Origin of the sequence: Ornithinibacillus halotolerans (assembly GCF_014637405.1) — a bacterium.
Classification (GTDB): domain Bacteria; phylum Bacillota; class Bacilli; order Bacillales; family Amphibacillaceae; genus Ornithinibacillus; species Ornithinibacillus halotolerans.
Map to the genome: position 1 here is coordinate 124582 of NZ_BMEY01000001.1, position 24683 is coordinate 149264.

At 35.6% G+C, this 24683-nt stretch carries 28 protein-coding genes; all 28 read left to right on the forward strand.

Translation table 11 applies throughout. From position 1 onward, the window contains the following. The first annotated feature begins 5 nt into the window (after positions 1-5). The 28 genes from rpsA (at position 6) to IEV35_RS20370 (ending at position 24640) form a co-directional block, all read left to right on the forward strand. Positions 6-1139 (forward strand): 30S ribosomal protein S1, encoded by a 1134-nt coding sequence (gene rpsA, locus IEV35_RS00730; RefSeq protein WP_188382764.1) that lies wholly within the window; start codon positions 6-8, stop codon positions 1137-1139. A 105-nt stretch (positions 1140-1244) separates the two neighbouring features. Then, positions 1245-1832, forward strand: a complete 588-nt coding sequence (locus tag IEV35_RS00735) for a YphA family membrane protein (RefSeq protein ID WP_188382765.1) — start codon at positions 1245-1247, stop codon at positions 1830-1832. 10 nt (positions 1833-1842) lie between these two features. After that, entirely contained in the window at positions 1843-2730 is an 888-nt protein-coding gene (locus IEV35_RS00740) for a YIEGIA family protein (protein WP_188382766.1), read from the forward strand. Between the two features lie 2 nt (positions 2731-2732). Continuing rightward, entirely contained in the window at positions 2733-2918 is a 186-nt protein-coding gene (locus IEV35_RS00745; protein WP_188382767.1) for a capping complex subunit for YIEGIA, read from the forward strand. Between the two features lie 213 nt (positions 2919-3131). Next, a complete protein-coding gene (der, locus tag IEV35_RS00750; RefSeq protein WP_188382768.1) occupies positions 3132-4442 on the forward strand; it encodes a ribosome biogenesis GTPase Der in 1311 nt (436 codons plus the stop codon). Between the two features lie 11 nt (positions 4443-4453). After that, positions 4454-5491 (forward strand): NAD(P)H-dependent glycerol-3-phosphate dehydrogenase, encoded by a 1038-nt coding sequence (locus IEV35_RS00755; RefSeq protein ID WP_188382769.1) that lies wholly within the window; start codon positions 4454-4456, stop codon positions 5489-5491. A 63-nt stretch (positions 5492-5554) separates the two neighbouring features. Beyond that, complete coding sequence (locus tag IEV35_RS00760) at positions 5555-5818, forward strand: stage VI sporulation protein F (RefSeq protein WP_188382770.1); 264 nt, start codon at positions 5555-5557, stop codon at positions 5816-5818. A 310-nt stretch (positions 5819-6128) separates the two neighbouring features. Then, positions 6129-6326: a DUF2768 domain-containing protein gene (locus tag IEV35_RS00765; RefSeq protein WP_188382771.1), complete on the forward strand. Its 198-nt coding sequence runs from the start codon at positions 6129-6131 to the stop codon at positions 6324-6326. A 20-nt stretch (positions 6327-6346) separates the two neighbouring features. Then, complete coding sequence (locus tag IEV35_RS00770) at positions 6347-7072, forward strand: YphF family lipoprotein (RefSeq protein ID WP_188382772.1); 726 nt, start codon at positions 6347-6349, stop codon at positions 7070-7072. A gap of 222 nt (positions 7073-7294) precedes the next feature. Beyond that, positions 7295-8773 carry a stage IV sporulation protein A gene (gene spoIVA, locus IEV35_RS00775; protein WP_188382773.1) on the forward strand — a complete coding sequence of 493 codons (1479 nt, stop codon included), beginning with the start codon at positions 7295-7297 and terminating at the stop codon, positions 8771-8773. A gap of 1463 nt (positions 8774-10236) precedes the next feature. After that, the gene (gene hbs / locus IEV35_RS00780; RefSeq protein WP_188382774.1) at positions 10237-10509 is read left to right on the forward strand and encodes a non-specific DNA-binding protein Hbs; all 273 of its coding nucleotides are present in this window, start codon (positions 10237-10239) and stop codon (positions 10507-10509) included. A gap of 119 nt (positions 10510-10628) precedes the next feature. Further along, entirely contained in the window at positions 10629-10844 is a 216-nt protein-coding gene (mtrB, locus tag IEV35_RS00785; RefSeq protein ID WP_188382775.1) for a trp RNA-binding attenuation protein MtrB, read from the forward strand. 111 nt (positions 10845-10955) lie between these two features. Continuing rightward, positions 10956-11654, forward strand: coding sequence for a heptaprenyl diphosphate synthase component 1 (locus IEV35_RS00790; protein ID WP_229740605.1), 699 nt, complete (start codon positions 10956-10958; stop codon positions 11652-11654). Position 11655: 1 nt separating this feature from the next. Next, on the forward strand, positions 11656-12360 hold the full coding sequence (locus tag IEV35_RS00795) for a demethylmenaquinone methyltransferase (RefSeq protein WP_188382777.1): 705 nt from the start codon (positions 11656-11658) through the stop codon (positions 12358-12360). A gap of 32 nt (positions 12361-12392) precedes the next feature. After that, on the forward strand, positions 12393-13364 hold the full coding sequence (gene hepT / locus IEV35_RS00800; RefSeq protein WP_188382778.1) for a heptaprenyl diphosphate synthase component II: 972 nt from the start codon (positions 12393-12395) through the stop codon (positions 13362-13364). 83 nt (positions 13365-13447) lie between these two features. Continuing rightward, the gene (ndk, locus tag IEV35_RS00805) at positions 13448-13894 is read left to right on the forward strand and encodes a nucleoside-diphosphate kinase (RefSeq protein ID WP_188382779.1); all 447 of its coding nucleotides are present in this window, start codon (positions 13448-13450) and stop codon (positions 13892-13894) included. Positions 13895-14077: 183 nt separating this feature from the next. Next, positions 14078-14860, forward strand: a complete 783-nt coding sequence (locus IEV35_RS00810; protein WP_188382780.1) for a CheR family methyltransferase — start codon at positions 14078-14080, stop codon at positions 14858-14860. A 97-nt stretch (positions 14861-14957) separates the two neighbouring features. Next, positions 14958-16124 (forward strand): chorismate synthase, encoded by a 1167-nt coding sequence (gene aroC / locus IEV35_RS00815; protein ID WP_188382781.1) that lies wholly within the window; start codon positions 14958-14960, stop codon positions 16122-16124. Further along, entirely contained in the window at positions 16125-17198 is a 1074-nt protein-coding gene (aroB, locus tag IEV35_RS00820) for a 3-dehydroquinate synthase (RefSeq protein ID WP_188382782.1), read from the forward strand. A gap of 9 nt (positions 17199-17207) precedes the next feature. Next, the gene (gene aroA, locus IEV35_RS00825) at positions 17208-18500 is read left to right on the forward strand and encodes a 3-phosphoshikimate 1-carboxyvinyltransferase (RefSeq protein WP_188382783.1); all 1293 of its coding nucleotides are present in this window, start codon (positions 17208-17210) and stop codon (positions 18498-18500) included. Between the two features lie 34 nt (positions 18501-18534). Then, complete coding sequence (locus tag IEV35_RS00830; protein WP_229740597.1) at positions 18535-19782, forward strand: tetratricopeptide repeat protein; 1248 nt, start codon at positions 18535-18537, stop codon at positions 19780-19782. Positions 19783-19813: 31 nt separating this feature from the next. Further along, a complete protein-coding gene (locus tag IEV35_RS00835; RefSeq protein WP_188382785.1) occupies positions 19814-20389 on the forward strand; it encodes a ReoY family proteolytic degradation factor in 576 nt (191 codons plus the stop codon). An 88-nt stretch (positions 20390-20477) separates the two neighbouring features. Then, positions 20478-20936, forward strand: coding sequence for a DUF2487 family protein (locus IEV35_RS00840; RefSeq protein ID WP_188382786.1), 459 nt, complete (start codon positions 20478-20480; stop codon positions 20934-20936). Between the two features lie 136 nt (positions 20937-21072). Continuing rightward, positions 21073-21588 (forward strand): QcrA and Rieske domain-containing protein, encoded by a 516-nt coding sequence (locus IEV35_RS00845; RefSeq protein WP_188382787.1) that lies wholly within the window; start codon positions 21073-21075, stop codon positions 21586-21588. A 6-nt stretch (positions 21589-21594) separates the two neighbouring features. After that, on the forward strand, positions 21595-22269 hold the full coding sequence (qcrB, locus tag IEV35_RS00850; RefSeq protein ID WP_188382788.1) for a menaquinol-cytochrome c reductase cytochrome b subunit: 675 nt from the start codon (positions 21595-21597) through the stop codon (positions 22267-22269). 16 nt (positions 22270-22285) lie between these two features. Beyond that, positions 22286-23065, forward strand: coding sequence for a menaquinol-cytochrome c reductase cytochrome b/c subunit (locus tag IEV35_RS00855; RefSeq protein ID WP_188382789.1), 780 nt, complete (start codon positions 22286-22288; stop codon positions 23063-23065). A gap of 668 nt (positions 23066-23733) precedes the next feature. Continuing rightward, positions 23734-24321, forward strand: coding sequence for a lipoprotein heptaprenylglyceryl N-acetyltransferase LhaT (gene lhaT, locus IEV35_RS00860; protein ID WP_188383002.1), 588 nt, complete (start codon positions 23734-23736; stop codon positions 24319-24321). 64 nt (positions 24322-24385) lie between these two features. Further along, on the forward strand, positions 24386-24640 hold the full coding sequence (locus IEV35_RS20370; RefSeq protein ID WP_188382790.1) for a sporulation protein YpjB: 255 nt from the start codon (positions 24386-24388) through the stop codon (positions 24638-24640). Positions 24641-24683: the final 43 nt, after the last annotated feature.

The following is a 24683-nucleotide window of genomic DNA, read 5'->3' on the forward strand; positions in this document are numbered from 1 at the left end:
TTGGAATGAGTGAAGTAAATCAAGAAAACTTAAATGTACAAGTTGGGGATAGGGTAACAGGTGTTGTCGTTAAAATTGAAGATAAGCATGTGTTAGTAGACTTTGGTTATAAAACAGAAGGGATTATTCCAATTAGTGAATTGTCTAACTTACATATCGAAACTCCAAATGACGTTGTCAAAGTTGGCGATGAATTATCACTTTCTATTAAAAAGATAGAAGATGATGAAGTAATTCTTTCCAAAAAATTGGTAGACCGTGAACTTGCATGGGGAGATTTGGAAGCAAAATTCCAATCTGGTGAAGTGTTTGATGTACAAGTTAAAGAAGTAGTTAAAGGTGGACTTGTAGCAGACGTTGGATTACGTGGATTTATTCCAGCATCTCTAGTAGAGGCTCACTATGTAGATGATTTTTCTGACTATCAAGATAAAGTACTTTCTGTGAAAATAGTAGAATTAGATCAAGAACAAAATCGTGTTATTCTTTCACACCGAGCAGTTGTAGAGGAAGAATTAGCAACTCAAAAAGCAAAAGCAATCCAGTCAATAGAACCAGGACAAGTTATCGAAGGAACAGTACAGCGCATTGCTGATTTTGGTGTATTTGTTGATATTGGTGGGGTTGATGGATTAGTTCATATCTCACAACTATCACATGAACATGTTACAAATCCTTCTCAAGTTGTTTCTGAAGGAGATAAAATTACAGTAGAAGTATTATCTATAGATCGTGATAATGAACGTATAGCACTATCACGCAAAAAAGTACTACCTGGACCATGGGCTAACATTGAAGAATCTATTAAACCTGGTCAAGTCGTAGAAGGTACTGTGAAACGATTAGTTAATTTCGGTGCATTTGTGGAAGTATTACCAAATGTAGAAGGGTTAATTCACATTTCACAAATTGCAAACCGTCACATCGGAAATCCAAATGAAGTATTAGAAGTTGGACAAACAGTAAAAGCAAAAGTATTAGATATTAATGCAAAAGAAGAAAGAATGTCTTTAAGTATTCGTGAATTGGAAGCTGAAGAAGAGGCAAAAGATTATAAACAATACCAAAAAGATGAAGAAACATCTAGTTTTCAATTTGGTGATTTAATTGGCGATAAATTGAATAAATTCAAGCAATAATATTAATTAATCATAAAGAAGTTGATCTGTATGACAGATCAACTTCTTTTTTGTTTAAAAATACTCCTTCATTGTAATAATAATGATGATGGTGGGTGAACATAAATGGACGGATTATTATTTTATTGGATTGCTTGGTTTCTTTGGATTATCGTGACGTTTTTATTGCCTAAAACGACATTTCGCACGATATGTGCCGTGTGGATATTATGCGCCATCATTGTAACTAATCTATACATAACGATTGGTTATTTAGAAATATCCATAACCTATTTGGCGCTTTTATTAGGTGGGTTTGTCTATATTGCATCACTTGAACGAAAGTATTTTCACATCTTCACGGCAATTACGGTTATGGTAGGATACACAAGTTTATTAATATGGGAAGCTAATGCACCAGTGTGGATCTTTTTACCAAGAATATTACTTATTCCTTTTATCTGCATTCTATTAATTTCTTTCGTTAGCAAACATCTCCATCATCGATTGGCAATCGCGTTAACTGGTATTAGTGCTGGTGAATGTCTATATAGTGTTTTACTTGCCAATTATTCGATAAGCCAGACTGTAGGGAGTTTTAAGTTTCTAGACACGATTTCCGTCATTCTTTTCATCGTAATACTCATTGAACTAGTTAAAGTTGGAAAAGAGTATTTACTTTCATTAATTTTAAAAAATAAGAACAGCATATGAGGTGGCAAAAATGAACGAATACATTATGCCAATTGTTTTTGGTATTATTTTAGGAACGATTGCAAGAGTGATGATGTTGCGCACGGATTATCGACAATACCCAACTTATTTACACGGAAAAATTATTCATGTAGCACTCGGGTTTATTGCAGCATCACTAGGAGCTGTCGCAGTACCAGCTATGCTTGAAATGAATTTTACTGCGGTAACGTTTTTAACTGTTGCAGCAACACAATTTAGGGAAGTTAGAAATATGGAACGAAATACGTTAAGTGAAATTGATGGGGATGAACTTGTGTCACGTGGAAAGGCGTATATTGAAGGAATTGCCATTTCATTTGAAAGTCGTAATTACTTAGTTATCTTAACAGCCTTTATTGGCACACTCTTTTATATTTTGTGGAATATTTATATCGCCTTTTTCGGTGCAATTATTTGCCTAATTATAAGTAAGGTATTACAAAGTGGAAGTACGATAAAAGATATTGTAGATATTGAATATTCACCACCTCATTTTGATGGTGCCGGACTTTATATAGACAATATTTATATAATGAATATTGGGCTTCCTGCAAGACAAGAAGAAATCTTAAAGTATGGAATGGGGTTTATTTTAAAACCAAAAAATATTAATGTCGTCAATACAATTGCACACCTCGGTCAGAGACAAGCTATTTTGCATGATGTATCTGTTTCGTTAGGAGTTTTCCGAGATTCAGGAACACCTGCATTAGTCCCATTAATAAAGCGTGATCTTGATGATGGACGGATTGGAGTGTTTATCCTTCCACAAATAAGGGACAAAGAAAAGGCTATGAAAGTAATTGGTGCGGTTCCAGTTCTAGAAACAGCGATTCGAATGCCTTCACGTGCTAATCAACGGAAGGAGGTTGAATAATCATGGTTATTGAAAAAGCCATACTCGCAATTGTAACAACTAATAAAGAACAAGTATCAGGTGGAGCACCTATTTTTATTTGTGAAACTCTCGAAGAAGTACATAAAATATCTGCTAATTTAGAAGCGATGTTAGACGGAATTGCCCATGCTTTAGGGGAGGATTTATTTGTCATCGTAAAACATTAAAGATTGTTAAGATTTATTTCTTTTGCTAGAATAGATAAAGTTATGTGGATGTCGATATTATAAAAAACTTTCCAGCCTTACCTCAAGTCTGAATAATGCGTTTTTCTATCTCAAAAAGTTCTATCTATTCGGACCGCTTCGCGCATCTCAAAATTTATACAAATCTATTTCGAAACAAAAAATAAACTTAATTGAAGAGAGGATGTTCCTTTCGTGAGGAAAGCTACTGTAGCTATTGTCGGACGACCGAATGTCGGTAAGTCTACGATTTTTAATAGATTAGTTGGAGAAAGAATATCAATTGTAGAAGATATACCAGGTGTAACAAGAGACCGGATTTATTCTCAAGCAGAATGGTTAAATACGAATTTTAATTTAATTGATACTGGTGGTATTGAAATTGGGGATGAGCCATTATTAATGCAAATGCGTCAACAGGCAGAAATTGCAATTGACGAAGCAGATGTCATTATCTTTATTGTAAATGGTAAAGAAGGCATCACAGCTGCTGATGAAGAAGTTGCCAAATTATTATTTAAATCTAATAAGCCGATTATTTTAGCCGTTAATAAAGTTGATAATCCAGAAATGAAACATGAAATCTATGAATATTATTCGTTAGGATTTGGTGAACCATTTCCAATCTCTGGTGCACATGGACTTGGGCTAGGTGATTTATTAGATGAAGTTGTTAAACATTTTCCAACATTAGAACAAGACCAAGATGATGAAGATACGATCTATTTTAGTTTAATAGGACGTCCAAATGTTGGGAAATCGTCACTAGTTAATGCGTTATTAAATGAAGAACGTGTTATCGTTAGTGACATAGAAGGTACGACTAGAGATGCTATCGATACGAAACTACATAAAGATGGACAAGATTATGTCATTATTGATACCGCTGGAATGCGTAAACGCGGTAAAGTATATGAATCAACAGAAAAGTATAGTGTATTACGTGCATTAAGAGCGATAGAACGATCTGATGTTGTCCTTGTTTTAATTGATGCAGAAACGGGTATCCGAGAACAAGATAAGAAGATAGCTGGATATGCACATGATGCTGGCCGTGGAATTGTTATTGTCGTTAATAAATGGGATACGTTGGAGACAAATGATAAAACGATGAAAGAATACGAAGAAAAAATTCGTGCTCATTTCCAATTTTTAGATTATGCACCTATTGTTTTCTTATCTGCCAAAACGAAGAAGCGATTACATACACTTCTTCCAATGGTTAAAATTGCTAGTGAAAATCATGCAAAACGTATACCTACCAATGTCCTTAATGATGTAATAATGGATGCTATTGCAATGAATCCAACACCTACTGTTAAAGGACAACGATTAAAAGTGTTGTACGCAACGCAAGTAGCGGTTAAACCACCAGCATTCGTTATATTTGTTAACGATCCAGAGTTGATGCACTTTTCATATAAACGCTTCTTAGAGAACAAAATAAGAGATGCATTTGGATTTGAAGGTACACCAATTAAAATATTAGCAAGAAAGCGGTCATAGGGGGAGTTAACATGACAAAAGTTGCAGTATTAGGTGCTGGAAGTTGGGGAACGGCTTTAAGTATTGTTCTAGCTGATAATGGTCATGATGTTCGACTTTGGACTCATCGAAAAGAACAAGCCGACCACATTAATTCCACACATAAAAATGAACAATATTTAGAAATTATGATTCCAGACTCGATTAGAGCCTATTATGAGTTGAAAGACGCACTTCAAGGTGTAGAAGTCATCTTGTTAGTTGTCCCAACAAAAGCAATTCGTGAAGTATGTCAACAAGTCAATGCTATCATTTCCCATAAACCTGTCATTATTCATGCTACAAAAGGAATTGAACCCGGCTCGTTAAAACGAGTATCTCAGCTGATTGATGAAGAAATGACTCAAGTGACTTATGAAGATATTGTTGTTTTATCCGGCCCGAGTCATGCAGAGGAAGTTGCTCAAAGACAACCAACAACAGTCACTGTCGCTTCGATTAATGAAAATAATGCAAAGGTCGCTCAAGACTTATTCTTCAATGAAGTCTTTCGAGTGTATACAAGTAATGATGTGATTGGGATCGAATTAGGTGGAGCATTAAAAAATATTATTGCTCTAGGTGCAGGTATATCCGATGGTTTAGGCTATGGTGATAATGCGAAAGCAGCATTAATAACAAGAGGTCTAGCTGAAATAACTCGACTTGGTACACATCTTGGAGCTAATCCATTAAGTTTTCTTGGTTTGCCAGGAGTTGGAGACTTAATTGTAACTTGTACAAGTGTACACAGTCGGAACTGGAGAGCTGGAAACTTATTAGGTAAAGGAAACGATCTACAAGATGTATTAGAACGAATGGGTATGGTTGTTGAAGGGGTACGAACAGTTCAAGCAGCATATCAATTTGCTAAAAAAGAAAATATTGAAATGCCCATAACAGAAGGTATATATGAAATTATTAATAGTGTTAAAAAACCAAAAGATGTAGTCGAACAATTAATGAATCGTGATAAACGAGAAGAAATGGATGACTTAGCATCACTACTTAGAAACCGAAATACTCGCTAACACATCGCTAGAAAACCTTGCATATACTATGTTGAAGTAATATAGCAGCAAGGAGGCGAGCGTGTGAGCAATAAAGGTAACAATAATCCTTTCGACAAAATACAACAAGGCGCAGGCATTAGTCCAGGTGAGGTTTATAAAGTTGCTGATTCGGTTAAAAATGCTGATTTTTCGGATGAAAAGACTGTTCGAAAACTCGTTCGGCAGTTAGCGAAAATGGCTAATAAACCGCTATCGAAAGAAAAGGAAGACATGTTAGTTAAGACAATAACAAATAATAATATGCCATCAGATCTTAACTCGCTAAGCCAGTTATTTAAAAAATAACTTAAAGCTGGGCAAGTGAGGATACAACCTCGTGTCTAATCGCATAAAATAATACGCAGAAGCATTCATAGATAGAGCTAGCTTGGGTGTTATTTAGTCATAACCAGGATGAAGAAGGCCCCTCTTTGTCCTGGCTATTTTTATTTCTTTTAAGATTATGTTTTTTTAAAAAAACAATCAGCATTTTATCCCTATTACTTAAACGATGGACAGGCCTTAGAATTTGACCTCTTAAAACATGCTCATTCTTATGGTTTGTGGTATAATAGCGGTTGCACGTAGGTGGACAAACAGAGTTAGAGGTGAAATTATGTCAGAGTCAATGCTTAAAATGTGGATATCGATTGCTGGGATGGTTTTTTTAATATTAGCAATTGGACTAATTGTATTAAGTAGACATAAACTAAAAGGGATTTTTGCAATTATCGTATCCTTTTTTGCATATGTTAGCTTGTTCTTAGGTGGTATTATTATCCTTTATATTGTTTTCAGTGGGCCAACTATATAAGCTAACGGAGGTTTATTTAAATGCGAAATACATACAGAGTTATTATGGTTTCTATCATTATGGTTGTTTTAAGCGGTTGTATGTATCCTAATAGTCAATTAGAGAAGAATCAAACACCAAATCAAGCACAATTGGATATGGTTCAATCAGCTGTAGATGATTACCGGGAACGAACAAATGGTTTAGTTCCAATCCGTACAAAACCAAATGAAACACCAATCTTTGAGAAATATTTAATTGATTTTACGATGTTAAAAGAAAAAGGTAGTATTGCAGAATTGCCTGGCAACGCATATGAAAATGGTGGATACTATCAATACGCACTACTATATCCTGATACAGATGCTTTCGTTAAATTAATTGATTTACGAATTACTGAAGAACTAAGAAGTGTTAATTTGCGTATAAATACGTATCGAAATCAAAATCTTTACCCTCCGTTTGGTGAAGTAATTGATAAAGAGGCAGGTTTATTTACAATTGATCATGAAAAACTAAAATTAGATGCTAGACCGACAATCAAAAGTCCTTATTCCGACAATCTATTACCCATTATTATGGATACGAATGGAAAAACTTATATTGATTACCGAATTGATTTAAACAATGCATTAAAAGAATATGAGCATAGTTACAAAGAAGGAGATGACATTCGTTATCTTCTTGCGGAAAACACACCATTTTTACCAGCATATTCTTTACCATATACCATAAAAGATGGAGAACCTGTTTTTATGGTCGAATAATTTTTCATAAAAATTCCCTTGCAGCATATATTTGTTGCAGGGGTTTTTTAATGCTTAAAGTTAGAAGATTAAAAAATACCGAACTACGAATAACAAATATTCATTAATTTTAATTCTTTTGCATAGATTAAGTCATAAATTGATAGGACAACATCATAGAATTGTAGTGTCAATTATTCGTAGTTTGTTCATTTAATAATGTTGTGATCGGGAGGGGATCGTTTGAAAAAGGTAGATATTTTTAAAGATATTTCAAAACGTACGAACGGTGATATATACCTAGGTATTGTTGGAGCTGTTCGGACAGGAAAATCAACATTCATAAAACGATTTATGGAACTTGTTGTGCTTCCAAACATTGAAGAAGAGAGTGAACGAGCAAGGGCACAAGATGAACTACCACAAAGCGCAGCTGGTAAGACGATTATGACTACTGAACCGAAGTTTATCCCTAATCAAGCAGTCAACGTAACCGTTGAGGAAGGGTTAGATGTCAACATACGTTTAGTAGACTGTGTAGGGTATGCAGTAGAAGGTGCAAAAGGATTTGAAGATGAGAATGGACCAAGAATGATTAACACCCCTTGGTATGAAGAACCAATTCCATTTCACGATGCTGCAGAAATTGGTACAAGAAAAGTTATCCAAGAACATTCTACAATTGGAGTAGTTGTAACTACAGACGGTTCCATCGGAGATATATCTCGAGGAGATTATGTAGAAGCAGAATCAAAAGTAGTTGAAGAATTAAAAGAAGTAGGGAAACCGTTTATTATGGTGATCAACTCTGTTAATCCTACAAGCCAAGAGACAGAGTTGCTTAGACAGGAACTTTCAGAAACACATGATATCCCTGTCCTTGCTATGAGTGTGGAGTCCATGACAGAACATGATGTATATAATGTTCTTCGTGAAGCATTATTTGAATTCCCAGTACTTGAAGTTAATGTTAATCTTCCAAGTTGGGTAATGGTCTTAAAAGAAGATCATTGGTTAAGAGAAAGCTATCAAGAAGCTATTCAATCAACTGTAAAGAACATCAAGAGACTACGTGATGTAGATTCCATTGTTGGTGATTTTGCAGACTATGATTATATTGACAAAGCGAACTTAGCTGGTATGGAAATGGGTGAAGGAATAGCGGAGATTGATTTACATGCTCCAGACTATTTGTATGACCAAGTTCTAAAAGAGATTGTCGGCGTCGAAATTCGAGGCAAAGATCATCTATTAGAGTTAATGCAAGACTTCTCCTACGCAAAAAGACAGTATGACCAGGTTGCTAGTGCATTACAGATGGTGAAGCAAACTGGATATGGAATTGCTGCTCCTACATTAGAAGATATGGAGCTTGATGAACCTGAAATTATTCGTCAAGGTTCCAGATTTGGTGTCAGACTAAAAGCAGTTGCACCTTCTATCCACATGATTAAAGTTGAAGTAGAATCTGAGTTTGCACCAATTATCGGAACGGAAAAGCAAAGTGAAGAATTAGTGAGATACTTAATGCAAGATTTTGAAGAAGACCCTCTATCTATTTGGGAGTCAGACATATTCGGTAGATCACTAAGTTCTATCGTAAGAGAAGGAATCCAAGCAAAAATCTCCTTAATGCCAGAAAATGCTCGCTATAAACTAAAAGAAACTTTGGAAAGAATTATCAATGAAGGATCTGGCGGTTTAATCGCTATCATCCTATAAGAAGTGAATAGTAAAAATGGGAATAACATATCAAATTCTGATGGATTTGGTATGTTATTTTTTTATGGGTTTGTTTGCTGCGTGGAGCGAGAGGGAGGTTTTGGATAATGGGTGCCTTTTGTTAGCTGGAATTGACGACAATCGTAGTTCTTCAAGTGAATGAGTGCTGTTGTTGTCGTATACAGGTAATAACGTTTCTCATCAAGGCAAATGAGTGAGAGTGGGTACTGCGGATGCGGATAAATGGTACTCATCAAAGCTATGAGTGACAATTGCAAGCGGAAACTAGGTATTAACGGCACTCATCCACGCTATGAGTGACCGTTACATGCTGAAACTAGGTACAATCGGCACTCATCCACGCTATGAGTGACCGTTACATGCGGAAACTAGATACAAACGTCACTCATCCACCTTATGAGTGACCGTTACATGCTGAAACTAGCTACAAACGTCACTCATCCACGCTATGAGTGACCGTTGCAACCACAAACTAGATACAAACGTCACTCATCCACCTTATGAGTGACCGTTACCAGCAGAAACTAGCTACAAACGTCATTCATCCACCTTATGAGTGACCGTTGCAAGCAAAAAATAGCTACAAACGTCGCTCATCCACGCTATGAGTGACCGTTGCAAGCAAAAAATAGCTACAAACGTCGCTCATCCACGCTATGAGTGACCGTTACCAGCAGAAAATAGCTACAAACGTCACTCATCCACGCTATGAGTGACCGTTGCAAGCGGAAACTAAGAACAAACGTCATTCATCCAAGCTATGAGTGACCGTTGCAAGCAAAAATTAATAACAAACGGCACTCATCTACCTTATGAGTGACCGTTGCAAGCGGAAACTAAGAACAAACGTCATTCATCCAAGCTATGAGTGACCGTTGCAAGCAAAAATTAAGAACAACCGTCACTCACCTACCTTATGAGAGACCGTTACTAGCAGAAACTAAGAACAAACGACACTCATCTACCTTATGAGTGACCGTTGCAACCAGAAACTAAGATCAATCGGCACTCACCACATTACTATTATAGAATCAAACTTCACCATCCACCCCAAATGCATTTCCAGGATATCCCATTACAATCCACTAACACCATAAACTTCTAATTCCATCTCCCAATTCCAACTTCTACAAAAAAGATTAATTTCTAAGAAGGATTTTTGAAAAGTGTAGCGAATACTTATAAACAAAGGGTTTGTTGAGATTAACGAAAATTACCTTTTATTACCAATAAAATTGCTAATTTCGGTAAAAATCATGATAAATTACAAAAAAATAGTAATAAATTGTTGAATTTTAAAAGAATCTCGTTTATTATTAGCCATGTCGCTATTGATTATAGGGGCTTATAAGTATAAAAGTAGGTAAATTGGTTAACAAATGATGAAAGAGAAATAATTTGTACCAATGTGACCCGATTTTTTTTGGGAGGAGGTGAATGTCATGAATAAAACAGATCTAGTAAATGCTGTTGCTGAAAAGAGCGAACTTTCTAAGAAAGATGCTACTAAAGCTGTTGATGCAGTTTTCGAAGCTGTCATGGATTCACTAAGTAAAGGTGAAAAAGTACAATTAATCGGTTTCGGTAACTTCGAAGTACGTGAGCGTTCTGCACGTAAAGGTCGTAACCCACAAACTGGAGAAGAAATCGAAATCCCTGCAAGCAAAGTTCCTGCTTTCAAGCCGGGTAAAGCCCTTAAAGACATCGTAAAATAATACGTACATAGGGTTAAAGGGTGCGTTCTATCGCACCCTTTTTTATTTTACATAATTATTCTTTTCATATTCCAAATAAATGCGATAATAATAAAGAGTAACAAAAGGGAGGAATCATGATGAGTCAAAATACGGACTTTTTCGTTATTAAAGCGTTAGAAGATGGCGTTAATGTAATTGGTTTAACTCGTGGGTCTGATACGAAATTCCATCATTCCGAGAAATTGGATAAAGGGGAAATAATGATTGCTCAGTTTACAGAACATACTTCTGCTGTAAAAGTTAGAGGAAAAGCAGTCATACAAACAAGTCATGGAGAAATTACTAACAATTAACGTGACATTCCATATATATTATAACTTTTGGACTACCCGTATAAGTTAAATATGTTATAATGACAAAGGCAACTAAATGGCTTGAAAGTAAGGTGAATATTCTTGCAGACAATGGAGAGGGAATTACAGAGACTAAATATAGAAATTGAGAAAAAAATTCATCATTCTTTCCTATTACAGCACATCAATAAGCCAAAAATTGATGAATATAAGCTATACTTTTTAATTTATATAGTAAATAAATCTTCACTTCCTCAACATGTAAAAGACCAATTAATTATTACTACAATGCTTGTTCAAGTAGCATTAGATATACATGAAGAGATACCAGATGATAACGGGGACAGTATCGACGTTAAAAATCAACTCTCCATACTAGCCGGAGATTATTATAGCGGACTTTATTATTCCATGTTAGCTGAAATAGAAGAACGGTCATTAATTTCCTTACTTGCTTCAGCAATTAAACAAATTAATGAACTAAAAATGAAAAACTATTATTTACAATCTGATTCAGTAGAAATGTATTGGAGTCTTAAGAAACAGATTACTTCGAGATTGATTCAATCAATTGCAGAGCATTTCCATTTGATTGATGAAATTCCGGTTATGTCTGAAATATTACTTACATGTGATATGATTAATCATATAAACAGTGACCCTGTCGATAGAGACGTAATAATAGATAAACAAGTAACTAAAACAAAAGGTATGATCGATGAGCTTCCTACTGATTGGGAGTTTAAACAGGATGCAGAACAAATACTTCATCGAATAGTTTATCAACATACCTCGTCGGAGATGGATTAACATGCAGGAAAAATCAAAAGAAGAACGTGTACACCACGTATTTGAAAAAATATACGACAAATATGATACGATGAATTCCATCATATCCTTCCAACGTCATAAAGCTTGGCGTAAAGATGTGATGAAGCAGATGAATGTACCAAAAGGGGCTTCAGCCTTAGATGTATGCTGTGGTACTGGTGATTGGTCTATAGCTTTAGCAGAATCAGTGGGGCCTACAGGAAAGATAGTTGGCTTAGATTTTAGTAAAAATATGCTTTCTGTAGCCACTCAAAAAAACGAATCACTAAACTACAAACAATTAGATTTTATCCATGGGAATGCAATGGAGTTACCATTTGAAGATAATACATTTGACTTTGTAACGATTGGGTTTGGTCTCAGAAATGTACCAGACTATATGACTGTTTTAAAAGAAATGTATAGAGTAGTAAAACCAGGTGGGAAGGTTGTTTGTTTAGAAACGTCGCAACCAACAATGATCGGTTTTAAGCAATTATACTTCTTTTATTTCCGCTTTATAATGCCATTGTTTGGTAGAATCTTCGCAAAAAGTTATAATGAATACGCATGGTTAAATGAATCTACTAGAGACTTTCCTGATAAACAAACATTAAAGAAAATGTTTAGTGATGCAGGATTTTCATCAGTTAAAGTGAAAAGTTATACTGGTGGAGTTGCTGCTATGCATATGGGAATAAAATAAAACGATTAGCGTTCTAACAAAAGGTGAATCACATGAAATTACCAAAGACATATAACTATCTAAAGAAAGACATAGACAAAATTGAATCTTCTTTAATCGATGCGATTCAAGCGGACCATCCCATTTTAAGGGAAGCATCTACTCATTTGCTAAAGGCAGGGGGAAAACGAATTCGACCTGTCTTTGTTTTGTTATCTAGTCAATTTGGTAAGATTGATATAGATCAAGTAATCCATGTTGCTGTTTCCTTAGAACTTATACATATGGCTACCTTAGTTCATGATGATGTCATAGACGATGCAGAACTACGAAGAGGACAGCCCACAATTAAAAAACAATATGGTAATCGAGTTGCTATGTATACGGGTGACTACATTCTTGCTCGTGCACTAGAAACGATTACAAAACTAGAAAATCCTGAATTACATAAAACATTATCAGAAGCTTTAGTTGAAGTGAGCTTAGGTGAGATTGAACAAATTAGAGATAAGTTTAACTTTGATCAAGATGTACGTAATTACTTTAGAAGAATCAAACGGAAGACCGCATTACTAATTGCACTTAGCTGTAAACTCGGTGCAATGACTTCAGGCTTATCCCAAAAAGAAATTAACAAATTATACCAATACGGCCATTATATCGGGATGAGCTATCAAATAATCGATGATATCTTGGACTTTACTTCTTCTAGTGAAGAATTGGGTAAACCTGCTGGAAATGATTTGTACCAAGGTAATATTACGTTACCAGTTCTATTTGCCATGCAAGATGAACAATTTAATTCTTTGTTGCGAAACACTTTTGAAACACCAAATGATGTAACAAAGGAACAAATGGACGAAATTATTCAAGCATTAAAAGCTACCGATGCTATTGAAAAGTCTTACATAGTAAGTGAACGATATTTAAGAAAAGCTTTTGACGCTTTGAAGGGATTTCCCAATAGTAAAGCAAAAATTACACTTGAACAAATCGCTAAATATATTGGAAAACGAAAACGATAGTAGTTTATATTGTTATTTTCCCTATTATTTGATAGAATTTATACGGTTAATAAGCCGAGACATACATAGAAGAGGTGTAAATTATGGAAAAAACATTTTTAATGGTTAAACCAGACGGAGTACAAAGAAATCTAGTAGGTGAAATTGTAAATCGTTTCGAGAGAAAAGGCTTTAAATTAGTTGGAGCTAAATTAATGCAAATCTCTGACGAACTAGCTAGCGAACATTATGGTGAACATAAAGAAAGACCATTCTTCGGTGAGTTAGTTGACTTCATTACTTCTGGACCAGTATTTGCAATGGTTTGGGAAGGTGAAAACGTTATTAAAACTGCACGTGAAATGATGGGTAAAACAAACCCCGCAGAAGCTCTACCAGGAACTGTACGTGGAGATTTTGGAGTAACAGTTGGTAAGAACGTGATCCACGGCTCTGATTCACCAGAAAGCGCAGAAAGAGAAATCAACCTATTCTTTAACGAAACTGAACTAGTTTCTTACGAAAAACAAGATAGCGCTTGGATTTATTAATAATAAAGATTGGTCAATCTAATCTGATAGCATTTTAAAAGAAATATGTACAATATCTGCCCCGGAAATATATGGAGACTCCTTAAAAAAGGAAAGCGAAGTATATTTCCGGGGTGGATTATATACAGTGATAATATGTTAGGTTCCATTCATTTTCCAATGTAACAGTAAAGGTAGAGGATCATGAGAGACGATTATAAGGAATTTACAGAGAAAGTCTATTTAAAACTGGGGATTGATCTACAGCAATACAAAGAAGCCCAAATGAAACGTAGACTAACAACATTACGTGACAAAAGAGGCTATTCTAACTTCACATCTTACTTTCATGCCATCAGTAAAGACACTGACTTATTAAATGAATTTCTCGACCGAATTACAATTAATGTTTCCGAGTTTTATCGAAATCCTAAACGATGGGAAACATTACAAAACATTGTTCTTCCTGCTTTAACAAAAAACAAGAAACATATAACAATTTGGAGTGCTGCATGTTCAACTGGGGAAGAGCCATACAGTATTGCAATAATGTTAAATGAGTATTTTCCTGATGTAAAAGCGACGATACTTGCTACCGATATAGATGAAATCGTATTAGAAAAAGCAAGGAAAGGTGTTTACCACGAACAATCATTAAAAGACTTACCCCACAATTTAAAAAAGAAATACTTTAAACAAGTTGGAACATTTCAAGCAATCGACGCTAACATTAAACGAAAAATTACCTTTAGAAAACATAACTTACTGGAAGATACATATCCATCAAATATTGATTTGATCATTTGTAGAAACGTACTGATCTATTTTACAGATGTAGCTAAAGAAACAATCTATCAACAATTCTCTACTTCATTATTGCCAGATGGAATATTATTTGTAGGGAGTACAGAGCAAATCTTTAGTCCAAGTAAATATAACTTGAAGTTATTAGAAACTTTTTTCTATCAGAAGAACAATGAAACATAAAATGCTCTTATCCATGAAGATAAGTAGCATTTTTTTTAATTTTTGTTTTAACTAGTTTATACTAATAGTTACAAGCAACAACTAGAGGAGGGTACATATGCGTTATTTAACAGCAGGTGAATCACATGGAAAACAATTAACAACTATATTAGAAGGACTCCCAGCTCGTATGCCATTATTAAAGGATGATATAAATGAATCATTATTAAGAAGACAAAAGGGCTATGGACGTGGAAAACGAATGCAAATTGAAAAAGATTTAGTAGAAATTACGTCCGGCGTTCGGCACGGATATACATTAGGTTCGCCAATTTCGCTCGTAATACATAATGATGACTATAAACATTGGACAGATATTATGGGGGAAGATCCGATTGATGAAGATACTTTCATTAGAAGAATTGTTACTAGGCCAAGACCTGGACATGCTGACCTAAATGGTGCACTAAAATATGGTCACCGTGACATGCGTAATGTATTAGAGCGCTCTTCAGCAAGAGAAACGGCTGCTCGAGTCGCAGCAGGTGCTGTGGCCAAGACATTGTTACGTCATCTTGGTATTGAAGTATGCGGGTATGTTAAAGAAATTGGTGGTATTGTAGCAGAAGATGTACCGAATTTAACAATACAAGAAAAAATGAGCCTAACGGAAGATTCTCCAGTTCGTACATTAGATAAAAAAGCTGAACAACAAATAATGGCGAAAATCGATGAGGCCAAAAAAAATGGCGATTCACTTGGTGGGGTAACAGAAGTTTATGTAGAAGGAATGCCGCCTGGAATTGGTTCTTATGTCCATTATGATCGAAAGCTAGATAGTAGAATTGCAGGTGCCGTTGTTAGTATTAATGCGTACAAAGGTGTCGAATTCGGAATGGGCTTTGAAGCTGCTCGGAAAAATGGAAGCCAAGTTCATGACGAAATCGGTTGGAATGAAGAACAAGGATTTTATCGAAAATCAAATCGATTAGGTGGATTTGAAGGTGGGATGACAACAGGAATGCCAATCGTTGTGAAAGGTGTTATGAAACCTATACCAACTTTAATGAAACCATTACAAAGTGTAGACATAGAAACGAAAGAAACATTCCAAGCAAGTGTTGAGCGGTCAGATGCTTGTGCTGTTCCAGCTGCAGCAGTTGTCATGGAACATGTCGTTGCATTTGAGTTAGCAAAAGCGATACTAGAACAATTTCCAAATGATCAATTCCCCAAATTGAAACAACAATTCGAGCAATATCGTGAAGATGTAAGGAGTTTCTAAATGAGAACGATCCATATCAACTCAGCTATTCAGTCCTATGACATTGTTATTGGAGAGAAGCTACGTCACCAAATTAAAGATTATCTACCAAAGAACTACTCATCCATTTTAGTTATAACGGATGAAAATGTTGTATATCTATACGGTAATGATCTGTTGCAAGCCTTAAAGGGGAATAAAGTTTTCTTAGAAGTAGTTCCACCTGGTGAAACTTCAAAAAGCATTCAAGTATACTACCAATTACTCACCAAGGCCCTTGAATATAGTTTAGATAGGCAATCCCTTATTATTGCATTTGGTGGTGGGGTAGTCGGTGATTTAGCTGGATTTGTTGCTGCAACTTATATGCGTGGGGTTGACTATATCCAAGTTCCTACAACGATTTTGGCTCATGATAGTAGTGTCGGTGGAAAAGTAGCGATCAACCATGAAAAAGGTAAAAATCTCATTGGAAGTTTTTATCCTCCAGTTCAAGTGCTCTATGACACTGAAACAATTCAAACATTGTCTTTACAAGACGTTCGTTCAGGATATGCCGAATTACTGAAAGAAGCAATGTTAGCTAACGAAAACTTTTTCACACAATTACTGTCCATTTCTCTGGAACAAATTGCAATGAAAGATTTAATAACTGCTCTTGAAACTGGTATAAATATTAAGGCAACTATTGTCGAACAAGATGAAAGAGAAGCTGGTATTCGAAAGTACTTAAACTTAGGACATACCCTTGGTCATGCTATCGAAACGAGATTAGGATATGGTAAAATAAGTCATGGTGAAGCTGTAGCAATTGGGATTTTGTTTGCTATGTATGTTAGCCAACAGGAACTACAAGTTAAACTTCCGCTAAAACAAGTAAAAGAATGGTTAACGGAAAATAATTATCCAATCGCTCTGTCATTCGAACAGATCGATGACTTAGTTGAATTTATGATGCACGATAAAAAAGTCATTAATTCAGAAATTCAAATGGTTCTACTAAAAAAAATCGGTGAACCAGTGTTGCATAATATCAATAAACAGCAAATAAAGAAATACTTACATTCATTTATTATGTCAGAAGTGAAGGGTTAGATCGTACATATGGAAATATTAAAATCATATGAATCTGTTCGTATTTATGGAGAGATAGAAGTACCTGGAGACAAATCGATTTCACATCGCTCTGTTATGTTAGGAGCTATTGCTGAAGGCATCACAAAAGTTGATAACTTTTTAGATGGGGAAGACTGTATTCGTACGGTTGAAGCTTTTCGCGCAATGGGAGTAGCAATAGAGAATCAAGGAAATACATTACTTATCGATGGAAAAGGGATTGAGGGCTTGCTAGAACCAGTTAAACCGATTTATTTTGGGAACTCTGGGACATCTGCAAGGCTAATGCTTGGTTTATTAGCAGGTCTCCCATTTTCTACATTTATGTATGGAGACGAGTCATTAACGTATCGACCTATGTCTCGTGTCATGAAACCATTAAGTGAGATGGGTGCAACATTTATTGGACGAAGTGGGGGAGATTATCTTCCAATTGCTTTAGAAGGTACATCTTTAACGGGAATTACATATCCACTGCCCGTTAAAAGTGCTCAAGTAAAATCTGCGATACTATTAGCAGGCCTTCATGCGAAAGGAAAAACTACCGTAATAGAAAAGAGCAAAACAAGAGACCATACAGAAAAGATGCTTCAAGCATTTGGAGCAAATATCCGAGTAGATGGAAATACGATTGAGATTGACTCTAGCCACCCATTAAAAGCTACAAACTTGTTCATTCCTGGCGATATTTCATCAGCAGCATTTCTATTAACAGCAGCAGCAATCATTCCTGACAGTACGTTAACGATTAAGAATGTAGGATTAAATCAAACAAGAACTGGAATCCTTAATATTTTAGAAAAAATGGGAGCATCATTAGAGTTTACTAATGAGCAAAGTATTGGCGGAGAACCGATTGGTGATATTACAATACATTATCGTCCATTACGTGCTATTACAATCGAAGGTGACATGATTCCATCATTGATCGATGAAATTCCGATAATCGCACTACTAGCAACACAAGCGAAAGGTACAACGATCATTCGTGATGCCGAAGAACTTCGTGTGAAGGAAACAGATAGAATCCATGCTGTTGTAGATGTTCTTTCCTCACTAGGAGCAACGATTGAAGAAACAAACGATGGAATGATAATTAAAGGGAAAGCAAAATTACACGGTGGAACAGTTTCTTCCTATAATGATCACCGTATCGCTATGATGGCAGTTGTTGCATCATTAATTACAGAAAACGCAGTAACAATTGATGATTTGTCATCTATTGCTATTTCTTACCCATCTTTTATGAAAGACTTATCAAAACTATTAATCAATAATTAACATGATTTTAGGCAATTGTGAAGGAGTTTTTTACGTGAATATTTTAGAAGAAGCAAATAGATTGATGGAACTTGACCAAGTTGATCAAGCAATTAATCTACTGAATAAATCTATACCGAGTGCAACAGATGATGAGTTGTATTGGTTTGCTGAGTTTTATCTTAATTGGGGATTTTTAATGGAAGCAGAATCTCTTTTGCAGCAATTGCTTGAGAAATATCCAGATGAAACCGATATTAAATTACATTTAACTGATATTTATATTGAACAAGAACAAGATGAACAAGCTATTGAATTATTGAACTCTATTCCATCAGAAGATGAGTCTTACCTTCAAGTATTGGTTGCTTTAGCCGATCTTTATCAAGCTCAAGGCTTATTTGAAGTCGCTGAACAAAAACTACTACAAGCTAAATCAATAAATCCTACAGAAACCATAATTGATTTGGCATTAGGGGAATTATATTATTCATTTGGTGATTTTAAACGAGCAATTACCGCTTATGAGAAGTCACTACAGCTAACAGATTCTGCTATTCCGATTCATGAGCGTTTAGCAGAATCATATGCAAATGTTGGCGAGTACGAGCTCGCATTAACTTACTATGAAAAAATAACAAATAAACATGTTGATGTACAATTTAAATATGGATTAACAGCCTATCAAGCCGACAGAAAAGAAATCGCCATCCAAGTATGGGAAAAATTAATTGAAGAAGATCCCTATTATCATACAGCCTATATGCAATTAGCAAAAGCTTACGAAGACGAGGAAATGATTGAAGAAGCTTATGAAACAACATTAAAAGGGCTGAAATTAGATGAGTTCAATAAGGAGCTATATTTACTTGCTGGAAGTTTAGCTCATAAATGTAATTTAGAGGATGAAAGTGAAGAGCATGTGCGACAAGCAGTTAATTTAGACATGGATTATAAAGATGCTGTGTTATTCTTAATTGAAATTCTGAAAGAAAAAAATAAACCAGAAGAGATTGTAGAATTACTGACATTAGTAAAAGAATCAAGTGGAGACGATCCAATTTACGAATGGGAATTAGCACGAGCTTGTAATGAAATTGAATCATATAAAGATGCATTAATTCACTATCAAGCTGCATATAATAGCTTACAACATGACAGCGATTTCCTAAAAGAATACGGATATTTCTTAATGGAAGAGGGTAGGACACAAGAAGCAGTTAACGTATTAACAACTTATATAGAGATAGAACCGGAGGATTTTGAAGTTTTAGAATATGTTAATCGCTTAAAAGAAATGTAAATGACTTTGTAGGGAGGAGGTATGAAACTCTATGCAAGCACCTGTTTCTGTGAAAGATAAAAAGAAATTCTTACAATGGTTTCTAAATAATTATCAGTTGAAAAAAAGGGAAAGTGTATGGATATTAAATTATTTAATTAACCATCATGAAATTTTAGAAAATGTTCATTTTGTTCATGATGCTAAATTTTGTATACGAAGTGTAATCATTACTAGTCAGTGTTCAAAAGAAGTACCATTTCGCTTTTATAAAAATCATTTAGTAACTACAGATGCTGAAAAAGCATTTCATGACATCCGATTGAATCAACATGAATCCCTTTATATTCAACTAAATTTTAATAAATCTAACCAGAATCACATGTATGCTTCCGTTTTAGAGGAAAATCCTTATGTTCCCGATGATTATTTAATTACACAACAAGACAAGGAAAATGCCACAAGTATTTTGGAATATTCTCTTTTTAAATTTAAGAAACAACAAATCCTTGCTCAAATTGACCGGACTTTAGATGAGCAAAATAGAGAAGAATTTAATAGACTTGTAAAAGAGCTGCATGCTCTTGAAAATAAAATAATTAGTCAACCTAGCTTACAAGAGCAATAGGTTGATTTTTTTTTGGTACACAAGTATATTTACGGTTGAAGTCATAAATTATTCAACTTGGTAAATACTAGAGAAAGGTGGCTGTTATATGCAGTGGACAAGCATGGACATGGAGAAATACTTAAGCGCAAAGGAATATATTGATACTGCGATCATTCCTATTATTCCATTCCAATTATCACATGAAACGACAATTGGAAAAAGCACTTCCAAGCGGGAACTCGTTTCTATTTTTGCAACCGAGATAGAAAGTGAGTTATCTGGTAGAACTCTATTAGTCCCAAACTATTATTATTTGGAGTTTGGCGATAAGGAAGAAGAAGTTAAACGATTAAATGCATGGACAAAAGAGATTCAAAGCCAACCATTTAAACATGTATTTGTTCTCACATTTGATTCTATCTGGAAACGGTACGAAAAGGATTTAGATGCAAATCTACTGTGGTTACCTGGTTTTCAAACCGAAGGCGTGAATCCACAAGAAATGATGAATATTATACGTGGACAAGTATCAGATGTTGTAGAATTAATGCGTAGTTATTGGTGATTTTGTAAATTATGAATACTTTCAGAACAAATATGGTTTTTAATTGACCGAACAAGTAGTTTGCGCTATCATGGTAATGTCCTAGTAATCTGATTAAAATTATTGTCCGTGATTATTTTGAAGAGGGGGGAAAATCATGAGCGAAGAAAAGCAACAAGTGTCCCGTCGTCAATTTTTGAATTACTCACTAATGGGTGTTGGAGGATTTATGGCTGCCGGCTTGCTTGTTTCACCGATAAGAATGGCTATTGACCCAGTATTAAAGAAAACATCAAGTGCAGGTGAATTTGTAAACGTAGGTCTTGCTGTTGAAGATATTACGACAACACCTCAACGTGTCGATTGGCAAATTGATCAAGTAGATGGATGGTATGAATCCAAACCGGGTCGCAGTGCTTGGGTTTATAAAAATGAAAAGGGTGACATTGTAGCGCTTTCCCCTGTTTGTACACACTTAGGATGTGTTGTATCTTGGGAAGGTAGTGACAAGCACCAAAATGAATTTTTCTGCCCATGTCATGATGGACGCTATACAAAAGATGGTGTAAATATTCCTGGTACACCACCACTAGCACCACTAAGTGTATATGAACACAAGGTGGAAAATGGAATGTTATTCTTAGGTAAAGAAATCTCTAGAAAGGGGGCGTAATAACTTATGCTACAGAAAATTTATGATTGGATTGATGAGCGTGTGGATATTACGCCAATCTGGCGAGATATTGCTGACCATGAAGTTCCAGAACATGTAAACCCAGCACATCACTTTTCTGCTTTTGTTTACTGTTTCGGTGGTCTAACATTCTTCGTGGTAGTCATTCAAATTCTTTCTGGTATGTTCTTAACAATGTACTATGTACCAGATATTGAAAATGCTTGGAAATCCGTTTACTATTTACAAACTGAAGTTGCACATGGACAAATTGTCCGCGGTATGCATCACTGGGGTGCAAGTATTGTTATCGTAATGCTACTATTACATACGTTAAGAGTATTCTTCCAAGGAGCTTATAAGAAACCTCGTGAACTTAACTGGATGGTTGGAGTACTGATCTTCTTCGTAATGTTAGGTCTAGGGTTCACAGGATACTTATTACCATGGGATAATAAAGCATTCTTTGCTACTCAAGTAGGTCTACAAATGGCTGAACAAGTACCGATTATTGGTGACGAACTAAAAATATTACTTGCAGGGGATGAAGAAATCGTAGGTGCGCAAACATTAACTCGTTTCTTTGCGATTCATGTATTCTTCCTACCAGCAGCATTATTTGCATTACTAGCGGCTCACTTTATTTTAATCCGTAGACAAGGTATTTCTGGACCACTATAAAAAGGAGGGGAAAGCTGTGCACAGAGGTAAAGGAATGAAATTTGTCGGAGATTCTCGTGTCTCTGCAAGTCGAACATCACAAATTCCAAAAGATTATTCTGAGTATCCTGGAAGAACAGAAGCTTTCTGGCCTAACTTTTTATTAAAAGAGTGGTTAGCAGGTGCTGTATTCTTAGTAGGATTCTTAATTTTAACATTAGCTCATCCATCTCCATTAGGTGGGTTAGCTGATCCAACGAACGCTGCTTTTATACCATTACCAGACTGGTATTTCTTATTCTTATATGAATTACTTAAATATGAATTTGCAAGTGGACAATACGTACTTCTAGGTATGTTAGGTATTCCAGGACTTGCGTTCGGGGCATTACTTCTTGCACCATTCTTAGATAATGGTCCAGGACGTCGCCCACATCAACGCCCAATTGCAGTAATTATGATGATGTTAGCATTAACTGCTACTATTTGGTTAACGTATACATCTGCTTCACATGTTGACTGGGAAGCACGTGCTGCAATGGACCAACCGGTACCTCCAGCATCTGTAGAAATTGATACATCTCATGAAGGCTATGCTGTTTATGAAGCAAACTGTATGAGCTGTCATGGTGAATCATTAGAAGGTGGAGCAGCTGGTCCTACATTAGTAGGTATTGAATATTCAGCTGAAGAAATTGCACAAATTGCACAAGAAGGTATTAATACAATGCCTGCAGACATGTTTAAAGGAACACCTGAAGAACTAGAACTACTTGTTCAATTCATTACATCTGTTAATGAACAGGCTGCAGAATAATTAAACAAAGCACCTTTGCCTATAATGGTAAAGGTGCTTTTTAAATCATGGGTATTAATTCTCGGCTGTTTCGCAAAAGTTTGTTACTAGTTGATAGAAACTGTGCGGTATCTACTGTAAAATTAACCCTAATTAATTTGGATAGTGCAACGATGCCGCTCCGGCAGAATACTCCGCTTTCCGCGGGCACGGCCTCAGCCTCCTCGAGGAAAAACCACCTCTGCGGGGTCTTCGGACTCGTGCTATTCCCGCTGGAGTCTCCGTATTCTGCCTGCGCTAGGTTGGATTTTCTAAATATAGTTAGTTTTCTATAAATGTTTAATAATTCGATACGGGTTAATCATTTATTTAATCCCTTTTAGCGTAGGAAATACACGGAGACTCCAGCGGGAGGAAATGCATCGGTGAGACCCCGTTGATGCACCTGCGTCTGCAAGTCACGCTACGAAGAAAGCTTCCTCGGTGCAAGGCAGCGAAGAAGCTTATTCAAGTAGTAGCCTGGCTCACCAGCAGCTCAGCGAGTGCGGAGTGTATTTCCGTAGCGGGTATAATGCTCCAAACCATAATACTCGCCGCTCAGTTTCTATCAACTATTTATTAGATTAAATTATTCAAACTAACAACAATCTTGTAGAAAACAGCCTAATTTTTAGATAGGAGGGATTACTATTCACCTTATAAGAGCAACCTTGGCAGATAAGCGATTTCTTGTTTTACTTTTTATTATTAATTTGTTAGGGACGATCTATGGTTATTATTGGTATCGACATCAATTAGCAACAACACCTGATATTTTTTTGATTTTTGTACCGGATAGTCCAACAGCTAGTCTGTTTTTTACCATTTTCCTCTTATTTTTCATATTTAAGAAAAATGTCCCACTCATTGAGGCACTTGCGATCATTACTTTATTTAAATATGGCATATGGGCAGTTGTCATGAACTTCCTAACATTATGGGAAACAGGCTATTTACACCCAAGTGGATATATGTTAATCGCCTCCCATGCGGGTATGGCTATTCAGGGCCTTCTATATGCACCGTTTTATAAAATTAGATTCATACATATTGTAATTGCAGCAGTTTGGACTTTACATAATGATGTCATTGACTATGTATTCGGTATGATGCCGACATACGGAAGCCTGAACAAATATATGAATGAGATCGGCTACTTTACTTTCTGGTTAAGTATTATATCCATTTTAATTGCTTACGTATTGACGGTTCATCAAAAAAATAAGCAAAGTCTATAAGTAATATAGTTACTTACAGACACATACATTATAGAGATTATACCTTAAGTGAGGTGGAATCTCTATGAAACACAAGGCACCATTAAAGTTACTCATATGGATTGTCATAGGGATTATTGTATATTTTTCACTCGAATTTTTTATTGGAGAAGTGGTAATAGCTACTACAAAGGAAACTGAAACAGAAGTTGATATGTCATCCTTCATTTGGTTAATCATTGTTATTGGTGGCATTATCGCTAGTACATTAAGTTACGTTAGTTGGAGAAAATATAAAGGAGAGAAAGAACAAAAACAACTCTCGAATGACGACAAATAAATTGACTGAATCCCCATTTTTGACTAAAATTGACTATAGAAAT

Excerpts from the sequence above, each read along its gene's own strand:
- rpsA (WP_188382764.1), top strand. The coding sequence starts at position 6 with ATGAGTGAAGTAAATCAAGAAAACTTAAATGTACAAGTTGGGGATAGG.
- IEV35_RS00735 (WP_188382765.1), top strand. The coding sequence starts at position 1,245 with ATGGACGGATTATTATTTTATTGGATTGCTTGGTTTCTTTGGATTATC.
- IEV35_RS00740 (WP_188382766.1), top strand. The coding sequence starts at position 1,843 with ATGAACGAATACATTATGCCAATTGTTTTTGGTATTATTTTAGGAACG.
- IEV35_RS00745 (WP_188382767.1), top strand. The coding sequence starts at position 2,733 with ATGGTTATTGAAAAAGCCATACTCGCAATTGTAACAACTAATAAAGAA.
- IEV35_RS00755 (WP_188382769.1), top strand. The coding sequence starts at position 4,454 with ATGACAAAAGTTGCAGTATTAGGTGCTGGAAGTTGGGGAACGGCTTTA.
- IEV35_RS00765 (WP_188382771.1), top strand. The coding sequence starts at position 6,129 with ATGTCAGAGTCAATGCTTAAAATGTGGATATCGATTGCTGGGATGGTT.
- IEV35_RS00770 (WP_188382772.1), top strand. The coding sequence starts at position 6,347 with ATGCGAAATACATACAGAGTTATTATGGTTTCTATCATTATGGTTGTT.
- hbs (WP_188382774.1), top strand. The coding sequence starts at position 10,237 with ATGAATAAAACAGATCTAGTAAATGCTGTTGCTGAAAAGAGCGAACTT.
- mtrB (WP_188382775.1), top strand. The coding sequence starts at position 10,629 with ATGAGTCAAAATACGGACTTTTTCGTTATTAAAGCGTTAGAAGATGGC.
- IEV35_RS00790 (WP_229740605.1), top strand. The coding sequence starts at position 10,956 with ATGGAGAGGGAATTACAGAGACTAAATATAGAAATTGAGAAAAAAATT.
- IEV35_RS00795 (WP_188382777.1), top strand. The coding sequence starts at position 11,656 with ATGCAGGAAAAATCAAAAGAAGAACGTGTACACCACGTATTTGAAAAA.
- hepT (WP_188382778.1), top strand. The coding sequence starts at position 12,393 with ATGAAATTACCAAAGACATATAACTATCTAAAGAAAGACATAGACAAA.
- ndk (WP_188382779.1), top strand. The coding sequence starts at position 13,448 with ATGGAAAAAACATTTTTAATGGTTAAACCAGACGGAGTACAAAGAAAT.
- IEV35_RS00810 (WP_188382780.1), top strand. The coding sequence starts at position 14,078 with ATGAGAGACGATTATAAGGAATTTACAGAGAAAGTCTATTTAAAACTG.
- aroC (WP_188382781.1), top strand. The coding sequence starts at position 14,958 with ATGCGTTATTTAACAGCAGGTGAATCACATGGAAAACAATTAACAACT.
- aroB (WP_188382782.1), top strand. The coding sequence starts at position 16,125 with ATGAGAACGATCCATATCAACTCAGCTATTCAGTCCTATGACATTGTT.
- aroA (WP_188382783.1), top strand. The coding sequence starts at position 17,208 with ATGGAAATATTAAAATCATATGAATCTGTTCGTATTTATGGAGAGATA.
- IEV35_RS00835 (WP_188382785.1), top strand. The coding sequence starts at position 19,814 with ATGCAAGCACCTGTTTCTGTGAAAGATAAAAAGAAATTCTTACAATGG.
- IEV35_RS00840 (WP_188382786.1), top strand. The coding sequence starts at position 20,478 with ATGCAGTGGACAAGCATGGACATGGAGAAATACTTAAGCGCAAAGGAA.
- IEV35_RS00845 (WP_188382787.1), top strand. The coding sequence starts at position 21,073 with ATGAGCGAAGAAAAGCAACAAGTGTCCCGTCGTCAATTTTTGAATTAC.
- qcrB (WP_188382788.1), top strand. The coding sequence starts at position 21,595 with ATGCTACAGAAAATTTATGATTGGATTGATGAGCGTGTGGATATTACG.
- IEV35_RS20370 (WP_188382790.1), top strand. The coding sequence starts at position 24,386 with ATGAAACACAAGGCACCATTAAAGTTACTCATATGGATTGTCATAGGG.